At 65.4% G+C, this 21,992-nt stretch carries 24 protein-coding genes; 16 read left to right on the forward strand and 8 right to left on the reverse strand.

Features of this window, described 5'->3' with window-relative positions; genetic code table 11:
* Positions 1–51: 51 nt before the first annotated feature.
* The 3 genes from IVB19_RS05340 to IVB19_RS05350 all read left to right on the forward strand — a co-directional run bounded on the left by IVB19_RS05340 (position 52) and on the right by IVB19_RS05350 (position 1,870).
* Positions 52–831, forward strand: a complete 780-nt coding sequence (locus IVB19_RS05340) for a sulfite exporter TauE/SafE family protein (protein ID WP_247821057.1) — start codon at positions 52–54, stop codon at positions 829–831.
* Positions 828–1,058 (forward strand): hypothetical protein, encoded by a 231-nt coding sequence (locus IVB19_RS05345; protein WP_018453537.1) that lies wholly within the window; start codon positions 828–830, stop codon positions 1,056–1,058. Before IVB19_RS05340 ends, IVB19_RS05345 begins: the two co-directional genes overlap by 4 nt.
* A gap of 113 nt (positions 1,059–1,171) precedes the next feature.
* The gene (locus tag IVB19_RS05350; RefSeq protein WP_018453538.1) at positions 1,172–1,870 is read left to right on the forward strand and encodes a glutathione S-transferase family protein; all 699 of its coding nucleotides are present in this window, start codon (positions 1,172–1,174) and stop codon (positions 1,868–1,870) included.
* A 69-nt stretch (positions 1,871–1,939) separates the two neighbouring features.
* Here IVB19_RS05350 and IVB19_RS05355 read toward each other — a convergent pair whose 3' ends face one another.
* The gene (locus IVB19_RS05355) at positions 1,940–2,131 is read right to left on the reverse strand and encodes a cysteine-rich CWC family protein (protein WP_083926324.1); all 192 of its coding nucleotides are present in this window, start codon (positions 2,129–2,131) and stop codon (positions 1,940–1,942) included.
* Between the two features lie 114 nt (positions 2,132–2,245).
* On the opposite strand from IVB19_RS05355, the gene IVB19_RS05360 reads away from it, so the two are divergent.
* The 3 genes from IVB19_RS05360 to hmuQ all read left to right on the forward strand — a co-directional run bounded on the left by IVB19_RS05360 (position 2,246) and on the right by hmuQ (position 5,459).
* Positions 2,246–3,835, forward strand: a complete 1,590-nt coding sequence (locus tag IVB19_RS05360; RefSeq protein ID WP_247821058.1) for a DUF1800 domain-containing protein — start codon at positions 2,246–2,248, stop codon at positions 3,833–3,835.
* Positions 3,836–3,837: 2 nt separating this feature from the next.
* Complete coding sequence (locus IVB19_RS05365) at positions 3,838–5,055, forward strand: DUF1501 domain-containing protein (RefSeq protein WP_026232550.1); 1,218 nt, start codon at positions 3,838–3,840, stop codon at positions 5,053–5,055.
* Positions 5,056–5,135: 80 nt separating this feature from the next.
* Positions 5,136–5,459, forward strand: coding sequence for a heme-degrading protein HmuQ (hmuQ, locus tag IVB19_RS05370; RefSeq protein WP_007596764.1), 324 nt, complete (start codon positions 5,136–5,138; stop codon positions 5,457–5,459).
* Between the two features lie 18 nt (positions 5,460–5,477).
* Here hmuQ and IVB19_RS05375 read toward each other — a convergent pair whose 3' ends face one another.
* From IVB19_RS05375 to IVB19_RS05400, 6 genes are all read right to left on the reverse strand, one after another.
* A complete protein-coding gene (locus IVB19_RS05375) occupies positions 5,478–6,419 on the reverse strand; it encodes an aldo/keto reductase (protein WP_018453541.1) in 942 nt (313 codons plus the stop codon).
* Between the two features lie 274 nt (positions 6,420–6,693).
* Entirely contained in the window at positions 6,694–7,149 is a 456-nt protein-coding gene (locus IVB19_RS05380) for a GNAT family N-acetyltransferase (RefSeq protein ID WP_018453542.1), read from the reverse strand.
* Between the two features lie 66 nt (positions 7,150–7,215).
* Entirely contained in the window at positions 7,216–8,028 is an 813-nt protein-coding gene (locus IVB19_RS05385; RefSeq protein ID WP_018453543.1) for a PAS-domain containing protein, read from the reverse strand.
* A 129-nt stretch (positions 8,029–8,157) separates the two neighbouring features.
* Positions 8,158–8,352, reverse strand: coding sequence for a hypothetical protein (locus IVB19_RS05390; protein WP_018453544.1), 195 nt, complete (start codon positions 8,350–8,352; stop codon positions 8,158–8,160).
* A gap of 37 nt (positions 8,353–8,389) precedes the next feature.
* The gene (locus tag IVB19_RS05395) at positions 8,390–8,566 is read right to left on the reverse strand and encodes a hypothetical protein (protein ID WP_007614766.1); all 177 of its coding nucleotides are present in this window, start codon (positions 8,564–8,566) and stop codon (positions 8,390–8,392) included.
* Between the two features lie 151 nt (positions 8,567–8,717).
* Complete coding sequence (locus tag IVB19_RS05400) at positions 8,718–9,368, reverse strand: glutathione S-transferase family protein (RefSeq protein ID WP_018453545.1); 651 nt, start codon at positions 9,366–9,368, stop codon at positions 8,718–8,720.
* A 492-nt stretch (positions 9,369–9,860) separates the two neighbouring features.
* Between IVB19_RS05400 and IVB19_RS05405 the strand changes: the two genes are divergently transcribed.
* The 8 genes from IVB19_RS05405 to IVB19_RS05440 all read left to right on the forward strand — a co-directional run bounded on the left by IVB19_RS05405 (position 9,861) and on the right by IVB19_RS05440 (position 18,675).
* On the forward strand, positions 9,861–11,063 hold the full coding sequence (locus IVB19_RS05405; RefSeq protein ID WP_007596745.1) for a pyridoxal phosphate-dependent aminotransferase: 1,203 nt from the start codon (positions 9,861–9,863) through the stop codon (positions 11,061–11,063).
* A 160-nt stretch (positions 11,064–11,223) separates the two neighbouring features.
* A complete protein-coding gene (locus IVB19_RS05410) occupies positions 11,224–11,703 on the forward strand; it encodes a DUF992 domain-containing protein (RefSeq protein ID WP_026232551.1) in 480 nt (159 codons plus the stop codon).
* Positions 11,704–11,871: 168 nt separating this feature from the next.
* A complete protein-coding gene (locus IVB19_RS05415) occupies positions 11,872–13,920 on the forward strand; it encodes an elongation factor G (RefSeq protein WP_247821059.1) in 2,049 nt (682 codons plus the stop codon).
* A gap of 358 nt (positions 13,921–14,278) precedes the next feature.
* Complete coding sequence (locus IVB19_RS05420; protein ID WP_007614761.1) at positions 14,279–14,551, forward strand: helix-turn-helix domain-containing protein; 273 nt, start codon at positions 14,279–14,281, stop codon at positions 14,549–14,551.
* A gap of 109 nt (positions 14,552–14,660) precedes the next feature.
* Entirely contained in the window at positions 14,661–16,415 is a 1,755-nt protein-coding gene (locus IVB19_RS05425; RefSeq protein WP_247296238.1) for a SulP family inorganic anion transporter, read from the forward strand.
* Positions 16,416–16,509: 94 nt separating this feature from the next.
* Positions 16,510–17,343, forward strand: a complete 834-nt coding sequence (locus IVB19_RS05430; protein WP_204512354.1) for a shikimate dehydrogenase — start codon at positions 16,510–16,512, stop codon at positions 17,341–17,343.
* Positions 17,344–17,409: 66 nt separating this feature from the next.
* Entirely contained in the window at positions 17,410–18,036 is a 627-nt protein-coding gene (locus tag IVB19_RS05435; protein ID WP_085348798.1) for a hypothetical protein, read from the forward strand.
* 15 nt (positions 18,037–18,051) lie between these two features.
* Positions 18,052–18,675: a single stranded DNA-binding domain-containing protein gene (locus IVB19_RS05440; protein WP_026232553.1), complete on the forward strand. Its 624-nt coding sequence runs from the start codon at positions 18,052–18,054 to the stop codon at positions 18,673–18,675.
* A 116-nt stretch (positions 18,676–18,791) separates the two neighbouring features.
* Here the strand turns inward: IVB19_RS05440 and IVB19_RS05445 are convergent, their stop codons facing one another.
* Positions 18,792–19,928 carry an alpha-hydroxy acid oxidase gene (locus IVB19_RS05445; protein ID WP_018453552.1) on the reverse strand — a complete coding sequence of 379 codons (1,137 nt, stop codon included), beginning with the start codon at positions 19,926–19,928 and terminating at the stop codon, positions 18,792–18,794.
* Between the two features lie 134 nt (positions 19,929–20,062).
* Here IVB19_RS05445 and IVB19_RS05450 point away from each other — a divergent pair, with 134 nt between their 5' ends.
* Both IVB19_RS05450 and glmM read left to right on the forward strand, forming a co-directional pair.
* Positions 20,063–20,230, forward strand: coding sequence for a hypothetical protein (locus IVB19_RS05450; RefSeq protein WP_247821060.1), 168 nt, complete (start codon positions 20,063–20,065; stop codon positions 20,228–20,230).
* Between the two features lie 219 nt (positions 20,231–20,449).
* Positions 20,450–21,793, forward strand: coding sequence for a phosphoglucosamine mutase (glmM, locus tag IVB19_RS05455; RefSeq protein WP_018453554.1), 1,344 nt, complete (start codon positions 20,450–20,452; stop codon positions 21,791–21,793).
* Positions 21,794–21,992 lie beyond the last annotated feature (199 nt).

A 21,992-nucleotide genomic window follows, 5' to 3' on the forward strand; every position in this document is an offset into this window, starting at 1 on the left:
CGTTTCCTTCGCTTCGCGCCGCGAGCGGGGAGAAGGTCGGGAGATTTTTACGTGACGCCCATCATGATCGCTGCCCTTGGATTGCTGATGGTCGGCACCGCGTTCCTGTCGGGGCTGTTCGGCATGGCGGGCGGGCTGATCCTGATCGGCGTGCTGCTGGCCTTGATGCCGCTGCCGACCGCGATGGTGCTGCATGCGATCACGCAGATGACCTCGAACGGCTGGCGCGCCTTTCTCTGGCGGACGCATATCCGCTGGCGCCCGGTCGCGAACTATATGGTCGGCGCGGCCGTCGCGCTCGCGGCGTGGTCGCTCACGCGCTACGTACCGGACAAGCCGGTCGCGCTGCTGCTGCTCGGGATCACGCCGTTCATGGCCCGGCTGCTGCCCGCCAACATCAAGCCGGATCCCGACCGTCTCTGGCAGGGCACCGTCTACGGCACGATCTGCATGGGCCTCACGCTGATGACCGGCGTGTCGGGGCCGCTGCTCGACACCTTCTTCCTCGGCGGCGATTTCGGCCGGCGCGAGAAGGTGGCGACCAAGGCGATGTGCCAGCTCGTCAGCCATTTCAGCAAGCTGATCTATTTCGGCGGCGTGATCGACCAGGCGGCGACGCTCGATCCCGTGCTCGCGGCCGTCGCGATCGCAGCATCCATGCTCGGCACCACGCTGGCGCGGCGCATCCTCGAAGCCATGACCGATCAGCAATTCGTGGCCTGGTCGATGAAGCTGATCACCACCATCGCCTGCTACTATATCGCCTATGGCAGCTGGCTGCTGGTCCGCACGCCGGTGCTGGCAGCCTTCGACAAGGGAGGTTTGCAATGAGCGAGACTGCCGACCCGCTGGTGCTGGACTTCGTCGAGTGGGTTGCGCGCGAGCCCCGCGCCTATGCCGAGGTGATCGCGACCTGGAAGACGTCGTGCCCGCGCCTCACCATCTGGGAAGACGCCGCCGACCGCGGCTATGTCGCGCGCGAGACGCTGCCCGGAATGGGGCTGGTGATCGCGGTGACGGAGGACGGCGAGAGGCTGCTGCGCACGAACGGGCGCTAGCTCTCCACATCCGTCGTTGCGAGCGCAAGCGAAGCAATCCAGAATGCTTCCGCGGCGGCAGTCCTGGATTGCTTCGCTTCGCGTGCAATGACGGAATACCGGGAGACCCTTTCATGTCGCTCAAACTCTTCGAACTCGTCGGCACAGACGCCTCGCGACCGTTCAGCCCGTTCTGCTGGCGCACGCGAATGGCACTGGCGCACAAGGGCCTTTCGGCGGAAACGTTGCCCTGGCGCTTCACCGAGAAGAGCGCGATCGCGCCACATGGCTCGGAGAAGGTTCCGGTGCTGCTGCATCACGACCAGCCGGTGGTCGATTCCTGGACGATCGCGATCTATCTCGAAGACAAGTTTCCGGATCGTCCGTCGCTGTTTGGCGGCGAGGGCGGGCGCGCCATGGCACGCATGCTCAATGTCTGGGGCGACATCGCCATCGTCGGCGGCATCTTTCCATTGATCATCGCCGACATTCCCAACAATCTGGATGAGGTCGACGCCGCCTATTTCCGCCAGTCGCGCGAGGCCCGTTTCGGCGGCAAGAGGCTGGAAGAGATCATGGCCAGCCGCGATGCCGGCGTGGTCGCCTTCCGCAAATCGCTCGAGGTGATGCGGCAGACCCTCAAGAAGCAGCCCTTCATCGGCGGCGCCGCACCGAACTATGCCGACTACATCGTGTTCGGCGGTTTTCAGTGGGCGCGCGCGACGAGCCCGTTCAAGCTGCTGGAAGCGGACGACCCGGTTTACGCCTGGCGCGAAAAGCTGCTGGATGCGTTCGACGGCATGGCACGGAAGTCCCCGGGGCATCCAGTGTAGTTGTCGCGAGCCGTCTCTCCTCAACGTCGTCCTGGCGAAAGCTAGGACCCATACCGCGGACGCGGAGGGTTATGTTGCCTCCGCCGCCGCACGCAAGCACGCCCGGCACAAGCAATCCTCGCCCTTGACCGGCATCGGCAGCCGCGCCGTTTCTTCCGCGCACCAGCAGGTGCCGGAGAGGTCGCAGCCGAACTCGGCGCCGCAACGAGAGCAGGCGAGGCGGCGGGGTTGCTGCGCCGGAATGTCTTGCCGATTTGTCATGATTTGCGCAAAAGCCGGGCTGTCGTTTTCATGCCGGGTTCATCTCCCGCTGCGGTATATTAGGCCTCGCGCACGTATCGGGAAAGCGGTTGGCAGCGCGCGAAGGACATATCGATGGCCCGCGATTCGCAAGCCGCGCTCGTCGCGCTCAACCGTTTCGGCTTCGGCGCCCGCGGCGGCGCATCCGGCGATCTCATCAACGCGGCCTCCGATCCTCGCGGCTTTGTGAAGGCGGAACTCACTCGTCCCAACGGTGTGCTGCTGGAGGCGCCGGGCCTGCAATCCGCGCCGCAGCTCGGGCAGGCCGTGTTCGCCTATCAGGATCAGGTCAAGCAGGCGCGCGAGGCCGCCGCGAAGGCCGGCGCGCCGACTGAAGCGCCGTTGCAAGCGCCGGCCGATCAGAGGCCCGGACCGCGCCGCAATCTCTCGCTGAACGCCGTGGCAACCGAGATCGCCGGCCAGATGGCCGAGGCCAAGCCCGGTAACAATAAGCCGGCTGACAACAAGCCGGCGGACAATATGGCCAAGCCGGACACTATGCAGCCCAACGCGGCCGCGCCGCCTGCCGCAAAACCCGCCCCGCAGCCGCTCAACGTCATCCAAAAAACCTTTCGCGCCGAGGCACTGGCGCGGTTGCAGCGCGCGACGCTGGTCGAGTGCGGCTTCACCGAACGGCTGGTCGTGTTCTGGTCCAACCATTTCTGCATCTCCGCCAGCAAGGGCGAGCTGGCGCGGATCTGGGCCGGTGCGTTCGAGCGCGAGGCGATCAGGCCGCATGTGCTCGGACGTTTCGCCGACATGCTGAAAGCGGTGGAGCAGCATCCGGCGATGCTGTTCTTCCTCGACAACCAGCAATCGCTCGGACCGGACTCGCGCGCGGGCCAGAACCGCAAGCGCGGGCTGAACGAAAATCTCGCGCGCGAGATCATGGAGCTGCATACGCTCGGCGTCGGCGGCGGCTATACGCAGGACGACGTCACCTCGCTCGCGCGCATCATCACCGGCTGGACCTTTGCTGGCCGGCAGGGACAGCTGGGAGCGCCCGGTTCGTTCGTGTTCAACGTCAATGCGCACCAGCCCGGGCCGCAAATGCTGCTCGGCAAGACCTACGAGCCGACCGGCCTTGCGCAAGGCGAAGCCGCCCTCGCGGACATCGCACGCCATCCCTCGACCGCGAGCTTCATCGCCACCAAATTCGTCCGCCACTTCGTCGCCGACGATCCGTCGCCGGCGCTGGTGGCGCGACTGCGCGATGTCTTCATCAAGACCGACGGGGATCTCAAAGCGCTGGCAACCGCACTGGTCGATTCCGACGAGGCGTGGAAGGCGCCACTGACGAAGATGCGCAGCCCTTATGATTTCCTGGTCGCGAGCGGCCGGCTGCTCGCGCGCGTGCCGGAGGATCCCGGCGCCTATCTCAACAACCTCAATCTGCTGGGCCAGCCGCTGTGGTCGCCGGCCGGCCCGAATGGTTTCGCCGACACCAATGCCGCCTGGGCTGCGCCGGAAGGCATCAAGCTCCGGCTCGACATTGCCGCGCAAATGGGCGCGCGGCTTGGGCCCAACATCGACCCGCTCGATTTGTTGGAATTTGCCGCCGCGGATGCGGCCTCGATCGAAACGCGGCGGACCATCGAGCGCGCGGAGTCGCGGCAGCAGGCGCTGGCGCTGCTGTTGATGTCGCCCGAAATGCAGAGGAGATGATGATGATCGACTGCGTCGAGAACCGGCTCCTCACCTCGCGGCGCGGCCTCCTGCTTGGCGGCGCCTCGTTCGCGGCCTGGGCTTACTTGCCGAAATTCGCGCGCGCCGCGGATGGCCGCGATCCTCGCCTGATCGTGGTGATCCTGCGCGGCGCGCTTGATGGGCTTTCGACCGTCGCGCCCGTCGGCGATCCCGATTATGCCGGCCTGCACGGGGCGATCGCGCTCACGGCGGACGGTGCGCATCCCGCGATCATGCTCGATACTTTCTTTGCGCTGCATCCGGCGATGCCTGAGTTCGCACGCATGTATCGCGACAGGCACGCCGCGGTGATCCACGCGGTCGCGACGCCCTATCGCGACCGCTCGCATTTCGACGGCCAGGACGTGCTCGAAAGCGGCTATGCCGGCCCGGGGCGCGTGCAATCCGGTTGGCTCAACCGCGCGCTGGAAGCGCTGCCGCGCGGCGAGCGGGTGTCGAGTGCTCTTGCCGTCGGCCCGACCACGCCGCTGGTGCTGCGCGGCAATGCGCCGACCGTCGGCTGGGCGCCGGTGGCGCTGCCGCAAGCCGATGACGACACCGCAATGCGTCTGGTCGAGCTCTATCGTCACCGCGATCCCGCGCTGGCGGCTGTGCTGTCGCAGGGCCTTGCGCTGGAAAAGGCCGCGAGCGGCGACGACATGAAGCCGAAGCCGGGCAACGCGGTCGCGCAGATGCGGCAGGTCGCGCGCGGCGCCGCAAAACTGATGGCGTCCGACGACGGCCCGCGCATCGCGGCGCTCGCGTTCGATGGCTGGGACACGCACGCCAATGAAGGCGGCCCTGTCGGTCGCCTCGCATTCCTGCTCGGCGGGCTCGACGGTGCGCTCGCCGAGTTCGAAAGCGGCTTAGGGGAACGCTGGCGCGACACCGTCGTCGTGGTCGCCACCGAATTCGGCCGCACCGCGCGCATCAACGGCACAGACGGCACCGATCACGGCACGGGAACGATCGCGCTGCTCGCCGGCGGCGCGGTGAAGGGCGGCCGCGTCATCGCCGACTGGCCCGGCCTCAAGCCCGCCAACCTTTTCGAGGCCCGCGACCTCAAGCCCACCACCGATCTGCGCTCCGTGATCAAGGGCGTGCTGCAGGGCCAGTTCGGCCTGTCGGATCGCGTGCTGGCCGAGACGGTGTTTCCAGATAGCGCAAGCGCACGTCCGATGAAGGGGTTGGTTGCTTAACCTACGATTCCGGGGCCCGCACCTTGCGGCGCGTCCCGGAATGACGACATGATCGGCCGAACGTCAGGAGACCATCACCCATGTACATCGCCATGAACCGCTTCCGCGTCGCCAAGGGCTCCGAGGCTGCTTTCGAACAGGTCTGGCTTTCGCGCGATACTCATTTGGACAAGGTGCCGGGCTTCGTCGAGTTTCATCTGCTGCGTGGCCCCGAGCTCGAGGATCACACGCTGTACGCCTCGCACACGGTGTGGGCGAACCATGCGGCGTTCGAGGCCTGGACCAAATCGGATGCCTTTCGTGCCGCGCACGCGCGGGCCGGCGACACCAAGCCGACCTATCTCGGCCATCCCCAGTTCGAGGGCTTCGAGGTGATGCAGACGGTGGGGCGCGGCGCCAAGTAGCGCGCGCCGCCGCAAAGATCAGCCCAGCGTGATCTTGTCGATCTCCGCCATCTCCTCCGCACCGAGTTTCCACGCAATCGCCTTCACGTTCTCCTCGACCTGCGCGACGCGGGTGGCGCCGGCAATCACGCTCGACACTTGCGGGCGCGCGGCGAGCCAGGAGAAGGCGAGCTCGAGCATGCTGTGCCCGCGCGCTTTCGCAAATGCCGTGAGCTTCTCGACGATGTCCTCGTTGCGCGGCGTGACATAGCGGTCGCGTAATGCCGGTACCTTGCCGAAGCGCGTATCGGTCGGGGCGGCCGCGCCGCGCTGGTACTTGCCGGTGAGCAGCCCGCTTGCGAGCGGGAAGAACGGCAGCAGGCCGAGCTTGTACTCTTGTGCCGCCGGCAGCAGATCCTTTTCGATGTCGCGCACCAGCAGGCTGTATTCGTCCTGGCAAGAGACGAAGCGGCTGACATTCATCGCGCGCGCGGTGAACTCGGCCTCCGCTAGGCGCCAGGCCGGAAAATTGGAATTGCCGATGTAGCGCACCTTGCCTTGACGGACGAGATCGTCGAGCGCGCGCAGCGTCTCCTCCATCGGAGTCAGCGGGTCGTAATCGTGCTGCTGATAGAGATCGATGTAGTCGGTCTTGAGCCGCGTCAGGCTCGCCTCGACTGCGTTCATGATGTAGCGGCGCGAAGCGCCCTGCTTGGTTCCGTCGGCCGCCATCGGCTTGGAGAATTTGGTGGCGAGCACGATCTCCTTGCGGCGGTCGCCGAGCACGGTGCCGAGCACCGTTTCCGAACCGCCCATGCCGGCATAGATGTCGGCGGTGTCGAACAGCGTGATGCCGAGATCGAGCGCGCCGTGGATCACCTTGCGCGAGGTCTCCAGGTCCGTGCGCTGGCCGAAATTGTTGCAGCCAAGCCCGACCGCAGACACGCGCAGGCCGGAGGCGCCGAGATTGCGAATTTCCATGGGAGATCCCCGTCGGAGATGGGCAGGGGCGCATTGTGACCGCGGTGCCCCGCCGCAGCAAGCCGTGCGCCGCGTTGCTGCCATGCTGACAAGGCTGCCGACAAGGACTGCCGACAAAAAAATGCGGCCCCTGTCAGACGCGGCGACTGACGGGGACCGCTTTGGGGCGCTTGATCGGTGACGGGGGGCTGACCAGACGCAGCTGCAGCCTAGTCCCGCTATGTTACGCGCAGGTGACAGACAGAGTTATCCACAGGCGGCGCGATCGCGAGGATCAGAAGATCTTGCGATAGACGATGAACCCGGAACGCTCGGCGACCTTGTCGTACAGGCGCTGCGCCGTCACGTTGGTCTCGTGCGTCTGCCAGTACACGCGCGGCGATCCCATGAGCTTTGCGCGCTCGTAGACGCCGTGGATCAGCGCCGAGCCGACGCCCTTGCCGCGCGCGGCCTCGGTCGTGAACAGGTCCTGCAGATAGCAGGACGGCTCGATCGCGGTGGTGCTGCGGTGAAACAGGTAATTCGTCATCCCGAGCAGGCGGCCGTCACTCTCGGCGACCAATCCGTGCACCGGCTCATAGGCATCGAAAAAGCGCTGCCATGTCACGCGGGTGATTTCGGGCGAGAGCGCGGTCGGACCGGAGCGGCCGTAGAAGGCGTTGTAGCCGTCCCACAGCGGCAGCCATTGATCGTAGTCCTGCCTGGTGACGGGGCGAATGGTGAGCGACATATGAAATTCCCGCGATCGATGAGGCGTCCTTCATACGTGATGATGGACGTGCTGATCAATCGCGCATCACTCCGCGACGCGCAGATACCGGATCAGCTTGCGGCCCGCGGGATCGCGCAGCGAGCGGTAGTAGTCGGCGCGGGACGGCGCATCGGTGTGGCGCACGAGGTCGGTCACCGGCGTGTAGCTCAGCATGCGGCCGCCGTCGGGCAGCGCGGCACAGACGAAGCGCAACACCTCGCCATTGCGCAAGGCGATGTTGATCGGCGTGGCATCGCCGATCCGGACCATCTCCATGCGCTGAGCGATGAAGGTGCCGAGTTCGTCCTCGGGCAATTCGAACGCGCCGGTGTCGCGGCCGTGATACATCAGCGCGACGAACGGCGGCTTGCCGTCGGCGATGTCGTCCGGCACCGCAAAATAATCGCGGAACGCGCGGTTGATGAATTCGGCGCGCGTCTCGGCATCGAGCAGCACGATGCCGATATCGACCTGGTCGAGCGCGGCCGACAGCCGCGCGGCGATGGCGTGACTCCGACGCTCGGCGGCAAACGTGCCGAGCAGCCGCTGGCGCATCAGGCCGGTGATGCCTGCGGTGCCCGCGGCCGTCGCGGCCAGGAGGCCGAGCTGGATCATATCCGCCGTGGTAAGGCCTGCAACGCCGTGCCGGCTGAGGAGCAGCAGTGCCGCGCCGATGACGGCGATGGCTGCGCTGGCGACGGCGGAAGCGGGACCCGAGAGCGCGCCGGCGAGCGCCACGATGCAGACGAGCAGCGGCGCGGGCCAGGGAGTGGGGACGAAGCGATCGAAAAACACCGTCAGCAGCAAAGTCGCTGCCGTCAGCGCCGGACCGGAGATCGCACGCCATCCCAACCGCATGGGGCTGTCTCGCTCCTTCCTGAACGAGGTAAGGCGGCAACACTGACCGAACATTGCGCCATTGCGATGCGGTTTCGCGCGGTGTGCTTAAGGTGCGCTTTGGGTCTCGCGCAAAGCTTTCGGATGATTTTAGACCAAGTGCGCGTGCTTGAGACGTTGTTGCAGCGCGGGCGCATTCAGCTTCGACGTCCCCTGGCCCTTGCGCGTGCCGACGAAGATCAACAGCGATGCCGCGACCAGGATGGCCGCGGTCAGGGTGATTGCAACGATGACCACAGGTGATTTCATCGACGTCCTGTCGCGATGCCGGTCGGCGCGGGCCATGCGGCGCCTTGAAGGCGGGTCCAGGATGAAGCGGGAATCAGACCGGCAGGCCCATCGCCATGGTCGCCTTGGTCGACAGCACCGTCAGGGTGACGATCAGGCACAACGAGAGCGCGGCGACGGCGAGCGAGGCCGCGACCGCGTTGGTCAGCCGGGAAGACGAAACGGTAGCGGGTGGGCCCTGAAAGCCTGCCGTGCCGGACGCCCGAATCATGGTCTAAATCCTTCAACGCGCGAGCGAATCACCCGCGACATCGAACAATTTCACTGTTGCAATCGGCAATATTGCGGCGGCCAATCGAGCGAAAATGGCGAGATTGCGGCAATGGTGACCTTTATGCCCGCTATTTGCCAGAGCTCGCCCCTCAGGCACCAGCGGCGATGCTGGCGGGGTCCTCGATGTCGGCCGGCCGCCAGTCCATTGCGACGTAGCCAGGCGCCGCTTCCACGCGCTTCAGCCAGTCCCGGATCGCCGGGAAGGTCGAGAGGTCGAAGTCGCAGCGGTCGGCGAGGTGGGTATAGCCGTACAGCGCGATGTCGGCGACCGTGAGCTGGCGGGCGGCGAAATAGGCGTTGGTCCTGAGATGATTCTCCATCACCTGGAGCGCGCCATAGCCGCGCTCCATCCAGTCCTCCAGCGAATGAGTCTGGAGGTCGCGGCCGCCCCTCACCAGCGACAGCCAGAAATAGGCCGCGCCGATGTTCGGCTCCAGCGCGTGCTGCTCGAAGAACATCCATTGCAGCGCGTCGGCGCGATCGATGCGGTTCTCCGGCGCGAGCGGCGTGCCGACGGCGACGTACCAGAGAATGGCGTTGGACTCGGCGAGATAGCGATCGTCGCCGACCTCGAGCAGCGGCACCTGGCCGGATGGGTTCTTGGCCAGGAAGTCCGGGGTGCGGCTCTCGCCGCGCAGAATGTCCACCTCGACCGCTTCGTACGGCAAGTTCAGCAGCGCCAGCGCAAGGCGGACCTTGTAGCTGTTGCCCGAGCGCTGCATCGAATAGAGCTTGTACATTCTGGGGATGATTCCGGACGACGGGAGGGCGCGGCGCTTGTTGCCCCGCAACGCGGCTAAACAATGATGCCGATGCGAATCCGCCGCAAGACCCGGCCAATAGAAAAACTCGAAAACCCTACCGCATTGCAATGCGGCGGAAGATCATTTCCGTGCGACCATCCAACTCAGTTCACGCTTGCGTCAACGCGCAAGTGCGTTGCTCGACGCGATCGTGTGCGAGCACCGCGGTCGCGTCTTGGGCACTGAAGCTTCCGCATCGTCATGGCCCGCAAAATTGCTCCGAGGGCACGCGTTGTCGGATATAAGGGGTTTGCGCGGCAAAGTTACGGAATATTGCGGGAAATCGCGGCTCGAAACGCCAGACACGTAAACTTTTGCGGGATCGGACCGAAGTTTCTTGCGGTGCAACGGCACTCGTTTTAGGGTGGTTCATTCCCACAATCGGAGTCGTGAAGCCAAAGGGCTCACGACGCTTGTCAGGAGATGACGATGTCCTTCCTTGCCGCTGCGCTCGACCGTGTGAAGCCGTCCGCGACCATCGCGGTCACGGATAAAGCACGTGCGCTGAAAGCGGCGGGCCGCAACGTCATCGGTCTCGGCGCCGGCGAGCCCGACTTCGACACGCCCGCGAACATCAAGCTGGCCGCGATCCACGCCATCGAAGCCGGCAAGACCAAGTACACCGCGGTCGACGGCATTCCCGAGTTGAAGGAAGCCATTATCGCCAAGTTTCAGCGCGAGAACGGCGTCGTCTACAAGGCGAACCAGATCATCGTCGGCACCGGCGGCAAGCAGGTGCTCTACAACGCGCTGATGGCAACCATCAATCCGGGCGACGAGGTGATCATCCCCGCGCCGTACTGGGTCAGCTATCCCGAGATGGTGGCGCTCGCCGGCGGCGAGCCGGTGCCGGTGGTCTGCACCGCCGCGACCGGCTTCAAGCTCCAGGCCGAGGCACTCGAGCGCGCGATCACGCCGAAGACCAAATGGGTGATCCTGTGCTCGCCGTCGAACCCGACGGGAGCTGCCTACACCAGGACCGAGCTGAAGGCGCTCACCGACGTGCTGGTCAAGCATCCGCATGTGTGGGTGATGACCGACGACATGTACGAGCACCTCGTCTATGACGACTTCCAGTTCACCACGGTCGCGCAGGTCGAGCCGAAACTCTACGACCGCACGCTCACCGTGAACGGCGTGTCGAAGGCCTATTGCATGACCGGCTGGCGCATCGGCTATGCCGGCGGTCCGGCGCAGCTCATCAAGGCGATGTCGACGATCCAGTCGCAGTCGACCTCGAACCCGTCGTCGATCGCGCAATGGGCCGCGGTTGAGGCGCTGAACGGTCCGCAGGACTTCATCCCCGCCAACAACAAGGTCTTCAAGGAGCGCCGCGATCTCGTCGTCTCCATGCTGAACCAGGCCAAGGGCATCGAGTGCCCGCGGCCCGAGGGCGCCTTCTACGTCTATCCGTCCTGCGCCGGCACCATCGGCAAGACCGCGCCGTCGGGCAAGGTGATCGACAATGACGAGACGTTCGTCACCGAACTGCTGGAGACCGAAGGCGTCGCCGTGGTGCAGGGTTCGGCCTTCGGCCTCGGCCCCGCGTTCCGCATCTCCTACGCGACCAAGACCTCGGACCTCGAAGACGCCTGCAAGCGCATCCAGCGCTTCTGCGGCAATCTGCGCTGAACTCACAGACATGAAGTGACATCAAAGGGCCCGCGCAATGCGGGCCCTTTTTCTTTCAAGTCTGCACGATCTGGCGCCACCGGAACTGTTGTGGCATAGACCATCGCGCGGCGTGTGCCGCGCCTCCATGCTCGCATCACATTCATCGCCGGAGATATTCATGCGCCGTTCACTCCTCCTCGCCGGGCTTGCCGTTGCGAGCCTCGTCGCCTCCGTTACGGGCGCCAGCGCGCAATCGCGGATGGTGCAGGTGGGCGTGCTCGAATGCCGCGGCGGCGCCAGCGTGGGCTTCATCGTGGGATCGGTGACCCATCTCGGTTGCGTGCTGCGCGTCGATGGTTTGCCGGACGACCGTTACGTTGCGACGATCCGCAAGGTCGGTCTGGATATCGGCATCACACAGGAGACGGCTTTGGCGTGGGGCGTGTTCGCGCCGGTGAACCGGCTCGGCCCGGGCGACCTCGCCGGCAACTACGCCGGTGCGCAGGGCAGCGCCTCGGTCGGTGTCGGTCTCGGCGGCAACGTGCTGGTCGGCGGCTCCAACAATTCGATCGCGCTCCAGCCGCTCAGCGTGCAGGGCCAGGTCGGCCTCAACGTCGCCGCCGGCCTCGAGAGCCTGGAACTCCGCCCGGGACGTTGAGACTCGGCGCCAGCCGAAGCGCTCCTCCTCAACCTCTCTCCGGGAGAGGAGGAAATACCGACGACGCACCGCAGCGATTTTTGATGCTTGCCAAATCTCGGGGACGGGCAGAGCATCAGCGTTTGCCGACCCAATCATGGGCCGAGCTCCACACCAAGGAGGCGGCGAATGGGACAAGACGTCAGAAGTCCCCGAGGTCCACGGTGCATCGCGCTGGTGGGCCCTTTCCAAAGCGGTAAAACCACACTTCTCGAAGCCATCCTGGCGCGAACGGGCGCAATCCCGCGCGCCGGCAGCGTCGATGCCGGAACCTCCGTCGGCGACGCCACGCCAGAGGCCCGTCATCACAAGATGACCGTCGGGCTGACTGCCGTCACCACGAGTTTCATGGGCGACAGCTACACCTTCCTCGATTGTCCCGGTTCCGTCGAATTTGCCCACGACATGCGCGCCGCGCTGCCTGCGGTCGATGCCGCAATCGTGGTCTGCGAAGCCGACGAGAAGAAGCTGCCGCAGCTTCAGATCATCCTGCGCGAGCTGGAGGAGCTGGAGATCCCGCGTTTCCTGTTCCTCAACAAGATCGACCGCGCCAACAAGCGCATCCGCGAGACGCTCGAGATGCTCCAGCCCGCCTCGCGCGTACCGCTGGTGCTGCGCCAGATCCCGATCTGGAAGGACGAACTGATCGAGGGCTTCGTCGATCTCGCGCTGGAGCGTGCGTTCATTTACCGCGAGCACAAGGCCTCCGAAGTGGTCGCGCTCCAAGGCGGCGATCTCGATCGCGAGAAGGAGGCCCGCTTTTCGATGCTGGAGAAGCTCGCCGATCACGACGATGCGCTGATGGAGCAGCTGCTCGAGGACATCCAGCCGCCGCGCGATGCCGTGTTCGACGATCTCGCCCGCGAATTGCGCGACGGGCTGATCTGCCCCGTGCTGCTGGGCGCCGCCGCACGCGAAAACGGCGTGCTGCGTTTGATGAAAGCGTTGCGCCACGAGGCGCCCGGTATCGCGGAAACGGCAAAACGTCTCGGCGTTCCCGAAACGAGGGACGCCCTCGGCTTCGTCTTCAAGACGTTGCATTCGCAGCACGGCGGCAAGCTGTCGCTGACGCGCATGCTCGCTGGCCATCTCGACGACGGTGCCACGCTGCAAGCCTCCTCCGGAGGGGCCAGCCGCATCTCCGGCATCCTCGCCGTCACCGGGGCCTACGACACCAAGCGTACCGCGGCGGAAGCCGGCGATACGGTGGCGCTCGCCAAGCTCGACCCGATCAAGACCGGCGACACGGTCTCGAGCGGCAAGATCCAGCCGGCAGCGCTAACCGCCGTAGAACCCACTCCGCCGGTGCTCGCGATCTCGGTTGCGGCCACCGACCGCAAGGACGACGTCAAGCTCGGCCAGGCGCTGATGCGGCTGCACGAGGAGGACCCCTCGCTCGTCTTCGTGATGAACGCGCAGACCCACGACACCGTGCTGTGGGGTCAGGGCGAGATGCACTTGCGCGTCGCGAGCGAGCGGCTGCGCGATCGTTTCGGCGTCAAGGTCGCTTCGCATCCCCCCGCGATCGGCTATCAGGAAACCATCCGCAAGCCGATCGTCCAGCGCGGCCGCCACAAGAAACAGTCTGGCGGGCATGGCCAGTTCGGCGATGTCGTGCTCGACATCAGGCCGCTGCCGCGCGGCGAGGGCTTCAAGTTCGCCGAGAAGGTGGTCGGCGGCGCGGTCCCGCGCAACTACATCGGCGCGGTGGAAGAGGGGGTCATCGACGGGCTCGCCCACGGCCCGCTCGGTTTCCCGGTCACCGATTTGCAGGTGACGCTGACCGACGGCTCCTATCATAGCGTCGATTCCTCCGACCTCGCCTTCCGCACGGCGGCGCGGGTCGGGCTCACCGAGGGCCTGCCGCAATGCCAGTCGGTGCTGCTGGAGCCGATCCATGTGGTCGAGATCGTCTGCCCGACCGACGCCACCGCCAAGATCAATGCGATTCTGTCGGCACGGCGCGGCCAGATCCTCGGCTTTGACACCCGCGACGGCTGGAGCGGATGGGACTGCGTCCGCGCCATGATGCCGGAAGCCGAGATCGGCGAATTGATCGTTGAGTTGCGCTCGGCCACGGCAGGCGCCGGCAGCTTCACCCGCCAGTTCGACCACATGGCCGAAGTCACGGGGCGCGCCGCCGACCAGATCATCGCAGCGCATCAGCACGCGGCGTGATCGGTCTGCCGAAGTAAGGGACGCATCACTGTCTCACTCCCTCTCGCCGTTCTTACGGGGAGAGGGGTGGGGTGACGGGCTTCACAATGGGCGTGGCGAAGGTTGGACTCACGCTGCTCCTCCCAACCGTCAGTGTGAGCGCAGCGACTTGTCCGCCGAAGCTTTAGCGAAGGCGGAAGCAATCCAGTCTTTCCGCGGAGGAATTCTGGATTGCTTCGTCGCTTCGCTCCTCGCAATGACGGTGGAGACGGATGGCTCGCATGGCGAGCTTCCCCTTGCGTTCGGTCGTTTATGATGTATTTTACATCATTGTGCATGCTCCAGACATCATTTATAATCTTTCATACGTGAGGCCAAGGTGATCACGTCGTTCCAGATGCGGGCAGCGCGTGCGCTGCTCGGCATTGACCAGAGGGCCTTGGCGGAGCTCGCAGGCGTTTCGCTGCCGACCATTCAGCGGATGGAGGCGAGCACCGGCAATGTCCGCGGCGTGGTCGAGACCTTGATGAAAGTGGTCGAAGCCTTTGATCGCGCCGGCGTCGAGCTGATCGGCGAACAGGCGCGCAGCGAAGGCGGCGGACGCGGCGTTCGGCTCAAGGAGCCGGGGCCGCCGCGTCGGGTGGGAGCATGATCCCGCAATGATCATGCTCGGGAGCAGTCTTAACTAACGCACCGTCGCGCCCCGATACGCGGCCGCACGATGCATCGGAGCGTTGTGGGCAGCGGAGCATTTTGCTGAAATGAGCATCACAGGCGAACACGCAGGCAAGCTGCACCAGCCTCGTCGGCCGACCTTTACCGAACTCTATCTGCCAAAGCTCGTCACCGTATGGCGCGAGGGCTATGGCTTATCGGATTTCCGTGCCGATGTGTTCGCGGGCCTCACGGTCGCGATCGTCGCGTTGCCGTTGTCGATGGCGATCGCGATCGCTTCGGGCGTGACGCCGGACCGCGGACTCTACACCGCTGTTGTCGGCGGCTTCATTGCGTCACTGCTCGGCGGCAGCCGATTCCAGATCGGCGGTCCGGCCGGCGCCTTCATTGTGCTGGTTGCGGCGACCGCCGACCGTCACGGGGTTGACGGCGTGGTCCTGGCCACGCTGATGGCGGGCCTGTTCCTGATCGCTGCGGGCTTCCTGCGGATCGGCACCTATATCAAGTTCATTCCATATCCTGTGACGGTTGGCTTCACGGCCGGCATCGCCGTCATCATCTTCGCCAGCCAGCTGCGCGATCTCGGCGGGATCACGCTCCTCGCGAAGGAGCCCAGCGAATTCGTCCCGAAACTCGTCGCGCTTGCCGGGGGCCTGCACACCGTCAATCCGTCGGCCGTCGCGGTTGCGATCGTCAGCATTGCCATCATCGCCGGCCTGCGACGCTGGCTGCCGTCCTGGCCCGGTATCCTGATCGCGGTCGTGCTCGCGGCGGTCGCATGTGCCGTGCTGTCGCTGCCGGTCGAGACCGTCGGATCGCGCTTCGGCGGCATTCCGCGGGAACTGCCCTCGCCAGCCTTGCCTGCATTCTCGCTCGCGAAGGCGACCGCCGTGCTGCCCGATGCGATCTCCTTCGCACTGCTCGCCGCCATCGAATCGCTGCTGTCGGCGGTGGTGGCCGACGGCATGACCGGACGCCGTCACCGCTCCAATTGCGAGCTGGTGGCGCAAGGTGCCGCCAATGTCGGCGCGGCGGTGTTCGGCGGCATCTGTGTCACGGGGCTGATCGCGCGCACGGCGACCAACATCCGCGCCGGCGCGCGGGGGCCGCTCGCGGGCATGCTGCATTCGGTTTTCCTGCTGCTGTTCATGCTGATCGCAGCGCCGCTCGCGAGCTACATCCCGCTGGCCGCGCTCGCCGCCGTGCTCGTCGTGGTGGCCTGGACCATGGCGGAGAAGCACGAATTCGCGACGCTCCTGCGCTCGTCATGGGGCGATGCCGTCGTGCTGCTCGCAACCTTCCTGCTCACCATCTTCCGCGATCTGACCGAGGGCATTCTGGTTGGCTTCGCGCTTGGCGCGGTCCTGTTCATCCATCGCATGGCGGAAATGACGGGCATCGAGGAACGATCGCCACTGGTGGCCGCCGATCGTCCCGATGACGATAATGGCGGGCGCGTGCCTTACGACCCCGCACTCGCGGTCGATCGCGACGTGCTGGTCTATCGCATCACCGGCGCGTTCTTCTTCGGCGCGGCCTCGGCGATCGGCAGCGTGCTCGACGGCATCGCCGACAAGCGCAAGGGTTTTATGGTCGATTTCGCCGACGTGCCGTTCCTGGATTCGACCGCGGCCAACGTGCTCGGCCGCGTCGCCGCCAAGGCCCACCGCCAGGGCATCCGGCTGTTCATCACAGGGGCGTCGCCTGCGGTCCGCCGTGCGCTGCTCACCCATGGCGTCACGCCGCCACGCGCGCGCTATCGCGAGACCATCGCGCGTGCGGTCGCCGACATCAAGGGCGGCGCGGCGCTGCCCGCGGGTGGTGAGGCGGGCACGACCTGACGTCGAGCCTCTCCCGAGACGGCCCCGCGCGCTTGACAGCGCCTGCGGGACGCGAAATGGATCGCCTCCGAAACCACCCCAGGGGAGGACGACCGTGACCAAGGCTCCCGCAGCCTGCCTGATCGGATGGCCGGCCGCGCATTCGCGCTCGCCGCTGATCCATCGTTATTGGCTGCGCACGCTCGGGATCGAGGGCGGCTATGTCATCGAGGCGGTTCCACCCGATAATTTGCGTGACTTCGTCCTGCGGCTGTCGCTGCGCGGCTTCGTCGGCGCCAACGTCACCATCCCGCACAAGGAAGGCGTGCTCGAGCTGTCGACGCCCGATGCCCGCGCGCGAGCGGTCGGTGCGGCCAACACGCTTTGGTTTGCAGACGGCGAGCTGCGCTCGACCAACACCGACGTCGAGGGCTTTATCGGCAATCTCGATGCCAGCGCGCCCGGCTGGGACGCAGCCGAAGAGGCGCTGGTGCTCGGCGCCGGCGGCTCCTCGCGCGCCATCGTGTTCGGGTTGCTTGAACGCGGCATCAAGCGCGTCCATCTCGCCAATCGCACCGTCGGCCGGGCCGAGATGCTTGCAAGGCAGTTCGGGCCGAAGGTGCATCCTGTTGCGTGGGATGGCATCGACCACATTCTGCCGCGTGCAAAACTTCTCGTGAACACGACCTCGCTCGGCATGCACGGTCAGCCTTCACTCGACCTTGAAGTGGCGCGCCTGCCGGATGGCGCCGTGATCGCCGATCTCGTCTATGTCCCGCTGGTGACGCCGCTGCTGGCGGCCGCACAGGCGCGCGGGTTGAAGACCGCCGACGGGCTCGGCATGCTGCTGCATCAGGCGGTCCGCGGCTTCGAGCTGTGGTTCGGCCAGCGGCCGCAGGTCACGGCCGAGCTGCGTGCGCTGGTCGAGGCCGATCTCACAAAGACTTGAGAGAATAGCGCGTAATCTCCGGAGTTCTATGTCCGTAGGGACAATAGGGCGCAATCGGAGACCATCATGTCTGTTCAACGTGCAACTTTCACACGTCCGCTCATCGCCGTCGCGATGGTGGCCGTCTCGACCCTCTCGGCCCTTGCGCAAAGGGCGCCGGTGCCGACGCGCGTGCGAGGCACGATCGAAAGCGTCAATGGCGACACGATGCAGGTCAAGGCGCGCAGCGGCGAGGATGTCAAGCTGCACATCGCCTCCGACGTGAACGTGTCGGGCATTACCAGGATTTCACTTGCCGACATCAAGCCCGGCTCCTTCGTCGGCGCCACCACCGTGCCGGGACCGGACGGAGGCGCGAACGCGGTCGAGGTGCACGTGTTTCCGGAGAGCATGCGCGGCACCGGCGAGGGCTCGCGACCCTATGACCTCAAGCCCAATTCCAGCATGACCAATGCGACCGTGTCGGAGAGCGTGGTCGGCAATGACGGCCATACGCTGCTGGTCAAGTACAAGGACGGCGAGAAGAAGGTGTTCGTCGCCGACAATACGCCGGTGGTGACCTTTGTCCCCGGCGACAGATCCGATCTGAAGGCCGGCGCCAAGGTGATCGCCTTCATGAAGCAGCTGCCGGACGGCTCATTCGAAACCAACCGCGTCAGCGTCGGCCGCGACGGCCTGACGCCGCCGATGTAAATGGAGAATAACAACATGTCGAAGAGAACCTGGATATCACGCCTCGGCGTGGCCGCGTTCGCCGCCTGCATCGTCACGTCATCCGCCCTGGCGCAGCAGACGCCGACGGTCCGCATCCGCGGCACCATCGAGAGCGTCGACGGCAACACGCTCGGCATCAAGACCCGCGAAGGAACCGACGTGAAGGTGCGCATGACCGACAACGTCGCCGTCTTCGCGGTGGTGAAGACGTCGTTGTCGGAGATCAAGGACGGCTCCTATATCGGCGTCACCGGCCTGCCCGAGCCCGACGGCACCCAGAAGGCGATCGCGGTGCACATCTTCCCCGAAAACCAGCGCGGCGCGGCCGAAGGTTTTCGTCCCTGGGACGCGCGCGCCAACTCGACCATGACCAACGCCACCGTGGCGCAGACGGTGAAGGGCACCGACGGCCAGAACATCACGGTCAAGTACAAGGACGGCGAGAAGAAAGTCGTGGTGCCGCCGGACACGCCGATCGTCACCTTCGTCGCCAGCGACAAATCCGAGCTCAAGCCCGGCGCCAAGCTGATCATTTTCGGCGCGGTGAAGAAGGACGATGGTTCGCTTGAGGCCAACCGGGTGAATGTCGGCCGCGACGGGGTGACGCCGCCGATGTGAGGGCGAACGCTGAAATCTTAGGGTGGGCAAAGGCGCGAAGCGCCGTGCCCACCCTACGATTTGCGAATTGGTGGGCACGCTTCGCTTTGCCCGCCCTACGGCACTGCCGCTGCGGTTCACATCGCGATGATATGTTCGTCGATTTCGTCAATCCGGTTGACGCCGCACAGGCCCATGGTGGTGAGCAGCTCCTTCTGGATGATGTCGATCGCCTTGGCGACGCCGGCCTGGCCGCCGGCGCCAAGGCCATAGGCGTAGGCGCGGCCGATCATGCAGGACTTCGCGCCGAGCGCGAGCGCGCGCATCACGTCCTGGCCCGAGCGGATGCCGCCGTCGAACATGATCTCCATCCTGTCACCGACCGCCTCGGCGATCTCGGGCAGCACCTCGATCGATGACGGCGCGCCGTCGAGCTGACGGCCGCCATGGTTCGAGACGACGAGAGCCTGCGCGCCGGTCTTGGCGGCTTCCTCGGCGTCCTCGACGTCCAGAATGCCCTTGATGATCAGCTTGCCCGGCCAGATGCTGCGGACCCACTCGACGTCCTTCCAGTTCAACGACGTGTCGAACTGCGAGGCGGTCCATTCGGCGAGGCGATTGAGGTCCTCGGTGTTCTTCACGTGGCCGGCGATGTTGCCGAAGGTACGGCGCTTGCCCCGCAGCACGCCGGAGACCCACGCGGGCTTTGTGGCGAAATCCAGAAATTTAGACATCGTCCACTCGGGGGGGATCGTCATGCCGTTCTTGATGTCCTGGTGGCGCTGGCCGATGACCTGGAGATCGACGGTCAGCACCAGCGCGGAGCATTTCGCCGCGATCGCGCGCTGGATCAACTCCTTGATGAAGCCGCGGTCCTTCATCACGTAGAGCTGGAACCAGAACGGCTTCTCGACATTGGCCGCGATGTCCTCGATCGAGCAGATCGACATCGTCGACTGCGTGAACGGGATACCGGCCGCTTGCGCGGCACGGCAGGCATGGATCTCGCCATCGCCATGCTGCATGCCGAGCAGGCCCACCGGCGCGAGGATTAGCGGCATGGTCGAGGGCTCGCCGAGGATCGTGGTCGCGGTGTCGCGTTTGGAGACGTCGACCAGAATGCGCTGGCGGAACTTGATCGCCTGCATGTCTTCGCGGTTGGCGCGCAGCGTTTCCTCGGCGTAGGAGCCGCGGTCGCAATAATCGAAGAACGCCTTCGGCACGCGGCGCTGATGCAGTGTGCGAAGATCGTCGATACAGGTGATGTGCTTCATGAACGTTTCCCGGCCCGTCTTGTCGGAAGAGTCTTGTATGGGAAGACTCTTGCATCGGAAGATCGAGGGGTCATCTAGCATGGTTGGATGCACAGCCAAATCGTTTGCAAATCCTTTGTGGAGAGGAGGGCGCCATGACCAGGCCGCACACCGGACCGACGCCGGAGGAGATCAAGGAGAAGCATGATCTCGAGGAAGCGCTGGAGGAGGGTCTGGAACAGACCTTTCCGGGCTCCGATCCCGTCAGTGTCACCCAGCCGGCGCCGAGCCGCGCCGACGGCCATGTGAAGCGCTCGGACTAGGTGCCGGTTCCGCCCTGTTCCAGTATCTTCAACGGAATATAATGTTAACAAGACGTTATCGGGGCCGGGAGCCGCCCGGTTCCGTAATGATTCATCATATTTTTTGAAGCCAAGTTAGCCGTGATGGCTCTATAAGACCTCAGCAAATCAGGGATGCGGGTCCCGCTTGGGCACCCGGAGGTTGCGCTGGGGATCCCTGGTTGTTGCGTGGGGGACGATATGAGCCGCAAATATTTCGGGACGGACGGGATCCGGGGCCGCGCCAACGGACTGATCACGCCGGAGCTCGCGCTCAAGGTCGGCCAGGCCGCAGGCCTGGCGTTTCAGCGCGGTGACCACCGCCACAGGGTCGTGATCGGCAAGGACACCCGCCTGTCCGGCTACATGATCGAATACGCGATGGTCGCGGGCTTCACTTCGGTCGGCATGGACGTGCTGCTGGTCGGCCCGATGCCGACGCCCGCGGTCGCGATGCTGACCAAGTCGATGCGCGCCGATCTCGGCGTGATGATCTCCGCCTCGCATAATCTGTTCGAGGACAACGGCATCAAGCTGTTCGGGCCGCAGGGCTTCAAGCTCTCCGACGACGTCGAGAAGCAGATCGAGCAGCTGCTCGATGAGCCCATCGACAAGCGTCTCGCCCAGAGCGCCAGTCTCGGCCGCGCCCGCCGCATCGACGGCGTGCATGACCGCTACATCGAATTCGCCAAGCGCACGCTGCCGCGCGATCTGTCACTCGACGGCCTGCGCGTCGTGGTCGATTGCGCCAATGGCGCCGCCTACAAGGTGGTGCCGGAAGCGCTGTGGGAGCTGGGCGCCGACGTGATCCCGATCGGGGTCGAGCCCGACGGTTTCAACATCAACAAGGAATGCGGCTCCACCTCGCCGGAAGCGCTGTCGAAGAAGGTGCGCGAGATGCGCGCCGACATCGGTATCGCGCTCGACGGTGACGCCGATCGCGTCATCCTGGTCGACGAGCGCGGCCACATCGTCGACGGCGACCAGCTGCTCGCGGTTATCGCGCAGAGCTGGAAGGAAGACGGTCGGCTGTCGCGATCGGGCATCGTCGCCACCGTGATGTCGAACCTCGGGCTCGAGCGCTTCCTTAATGCGCAGGGGCTCGATCTCGTGCGCACGCCGGTCGGCGATCGCTACGTGCTCGAGCAGATGCTGAACGGCGGCTACAATCTCGGTGGCGAGCAGTCCGGCCACATCATCCTGTCCGACTACGCCACCACCGGGGACGGCTTCGTGGCCGCATTGCAGGTGCTTGCCGTGGTGCAGAAGCTGCGCCGGCCGGTGTCGGAAGTCTGCCACCGTTTCGATCCGCTGCCGCAGATCCTGAAGAACGTCCGTCACAAGGGCGGCAAGCCGCTCGACAATTCCGACGTCAAATCGGCGATCTCCGACGGCGAGCAGCGGCTCAACGGCCACGGCCGCCTGCTGATCCGCTCCTCCGGCACCGAGCCGGTGATCCGCGTCATGGGCGAGGGCGAGGATCGCATCCTGGTCGAGGACGTCGTCGATACCATCGTCTCGGCGCTCGGGAACGCCGCGGCCTGAACTCGCAGCCATCCTTCGAGATGCCCGCTTTCGCGGGCTCCTCAGGATGAGGTTTTGTTTCCAGGCGAAGACGTAGACCCTCATGGTGAGGAGCCCGCCACAGGCGGGCGTCTCGAACCATGCAGGCCGCAGTTTGGCCGCGAAATCTGGCGAAGCGCATTCCAGCCATGGGCGTTTGGCGGTGGATCGGTCGCCGCGC

The organism is Bradyrhizobium sp. 187, from assembly GCF_023101005.1.
In the GTDB taxonomy this organism is placed as follows: Bacteria; Pseudomonadota; Alphaproteobacteria; order Rhizobiales; family Xanthobacteraceae; genus Bradyrhizobium; species Bradyrhizobium canariense_D.

Bases quoted from the DNA above. Each gene is read 5' to 3' on its own strand.
- IVB19_RS05400 (WP_018453545.1), bottom strand. From the start codon at position 9,368: ATGTACAAGCTCTATTCGATGCAGCGCTCGGGCAACAGCTACAAGGTC.
- IVB19_RS05345 (WP_018453537.1), top strand. From the start codon at position 828: ATGAGCGAGACTGCCGACCCGCTGGTGCTGGACTTCGTCGAGTGGGTT.
- IVB19_RS05395 (WP_007614766.1), bottom strand. From the start codon at position 8,566: ATGATTCGGGCGTCCGGCACGGCAGGCTTTCAGGGCCCACCCGCTACC.
- IVB19_RS05375 (WP_018453541.1), bottom strand. From the start codon at position 6,419: ATGGAAATTCGCAATCTCGGCGCCTCCGGCCTGCGCGTGTCTGCGGTC.
- IVB19_RS05390 (WP_018453544.1), bottom strand. From the start codon at position 8,352: ATGGCCCGCGCCGACCGGCATCGCGACAGGACGTCGATGAAATCACCT.
- IVB19_RS05445 (WP_018453552.1), bottom strand. From the start codon at position 19,928: ATGAAGCACATCACCTGTATCGACGATCTTCGCACACTGCATCAGCGC.
- IVB19_RS05380 (WP_018453542.1), bottom strand. From the start codon at position 7,149: ATGTCGCTCACCATTCGCCCCGTCACCAGGCAGGACTACGATCAATGG.
- IVB19_RS05435 (WP_085348798.1), top strand. From the start codon at position 17,410: ATGTCTGTTCAACGTGCAACTTTCACACGTCCGCTCATCGCCGTCGCG.
- IVB19_RS05365 (WP_026232550.1), top strand. From the start codon at position 3,838: ATGATCGACTGCGTCGAGAACCGGCTCCTCACCTCGCGGCGCGGCCTC.
- IVB19_RS05405 (WP_007596745.1), top strand. From the start codon at position 9,861: ATGTCCTTCCTTGCCGCTGCGCTCGACCGTGTGAAGCCGTCCGCGACC.
- IVB19_RS05350 (WP_018453538.1), top strand. From the start codon at position 1,172: ATGTCGCTCAAACTCTTCGAACTCGTCGGCACAGACGCCTCGCGACCG.
- glmM (WP_018453554.1), top strand. From the start codon at position 20,450: ATGAGCCGCAAATATTTCGGGACGGACGGGATCCGGGGCCGCGCCAAC.
- IVB19_RS05450 (WP_247821060.1), top strand. From the start codon at position 20,063: ATGACCAGGCCGCACACCGGACCGACGCCGGAGGAGATCAAGGAGAAG.
- IVB19_RS05425 (WP_247296238.1), top strand. From the start codon at position 14,661: ATGAGCATCACAGGCGAACACGCAGGCAAGCTGCACCAGCCTCGTCGG.
- IVB19_RS05415 (WP_247821059.1), top strand. From the start codon at position 11,872: ATGGGACAAGACGTCAGAAGTCCCCGAGGTCCACGGTGCATCGCGCTG.
- IVB19_RS05440 (WP_026232553.1), top strand. From the start codon at position 18,052: ATGTCGAAGAGAACCTGGATATCACGCCTCGGCGTGGCCGCGTTCGCC.
- IVB19_RS05355 (WP_083926324.1), bottom strand. From the start codon at position 2,131: ATGACAAATCGGCAAGACATTCCGGCGCAGCAACCCCGCCGCCTCGCC.
- IVB19_RS05410 (WP_026232551.1), top strand. From the start codon at position 11,224: ATGCGCCGTTCACTCCTCCTCGCCGGGCTTGCCGTTGCGAGCCTCGTC.
- IVB19_RS05360 (WP_247821058.1), top strand. From the start codon at position 2,246: ATGGCCCGCGATTCGCAAGCCGCGCTCGTCGCGCTCAACCGTTTCGGC.
- IVB19_RS05385 (WP_018453543.1), bottom strand. From the start codon at position 8,028: ATGCGGTTGGGATGGCGTGCGATCTCCGGTCCGGCGCTGACGGCAGCG.
- hmuQ (WP_007596764.1), top strand. From the start codon at position 5,136: ATGTACATCGCCATGAACCGCTTCCGCGTCGCCAAGGGCTCCGAGGCT.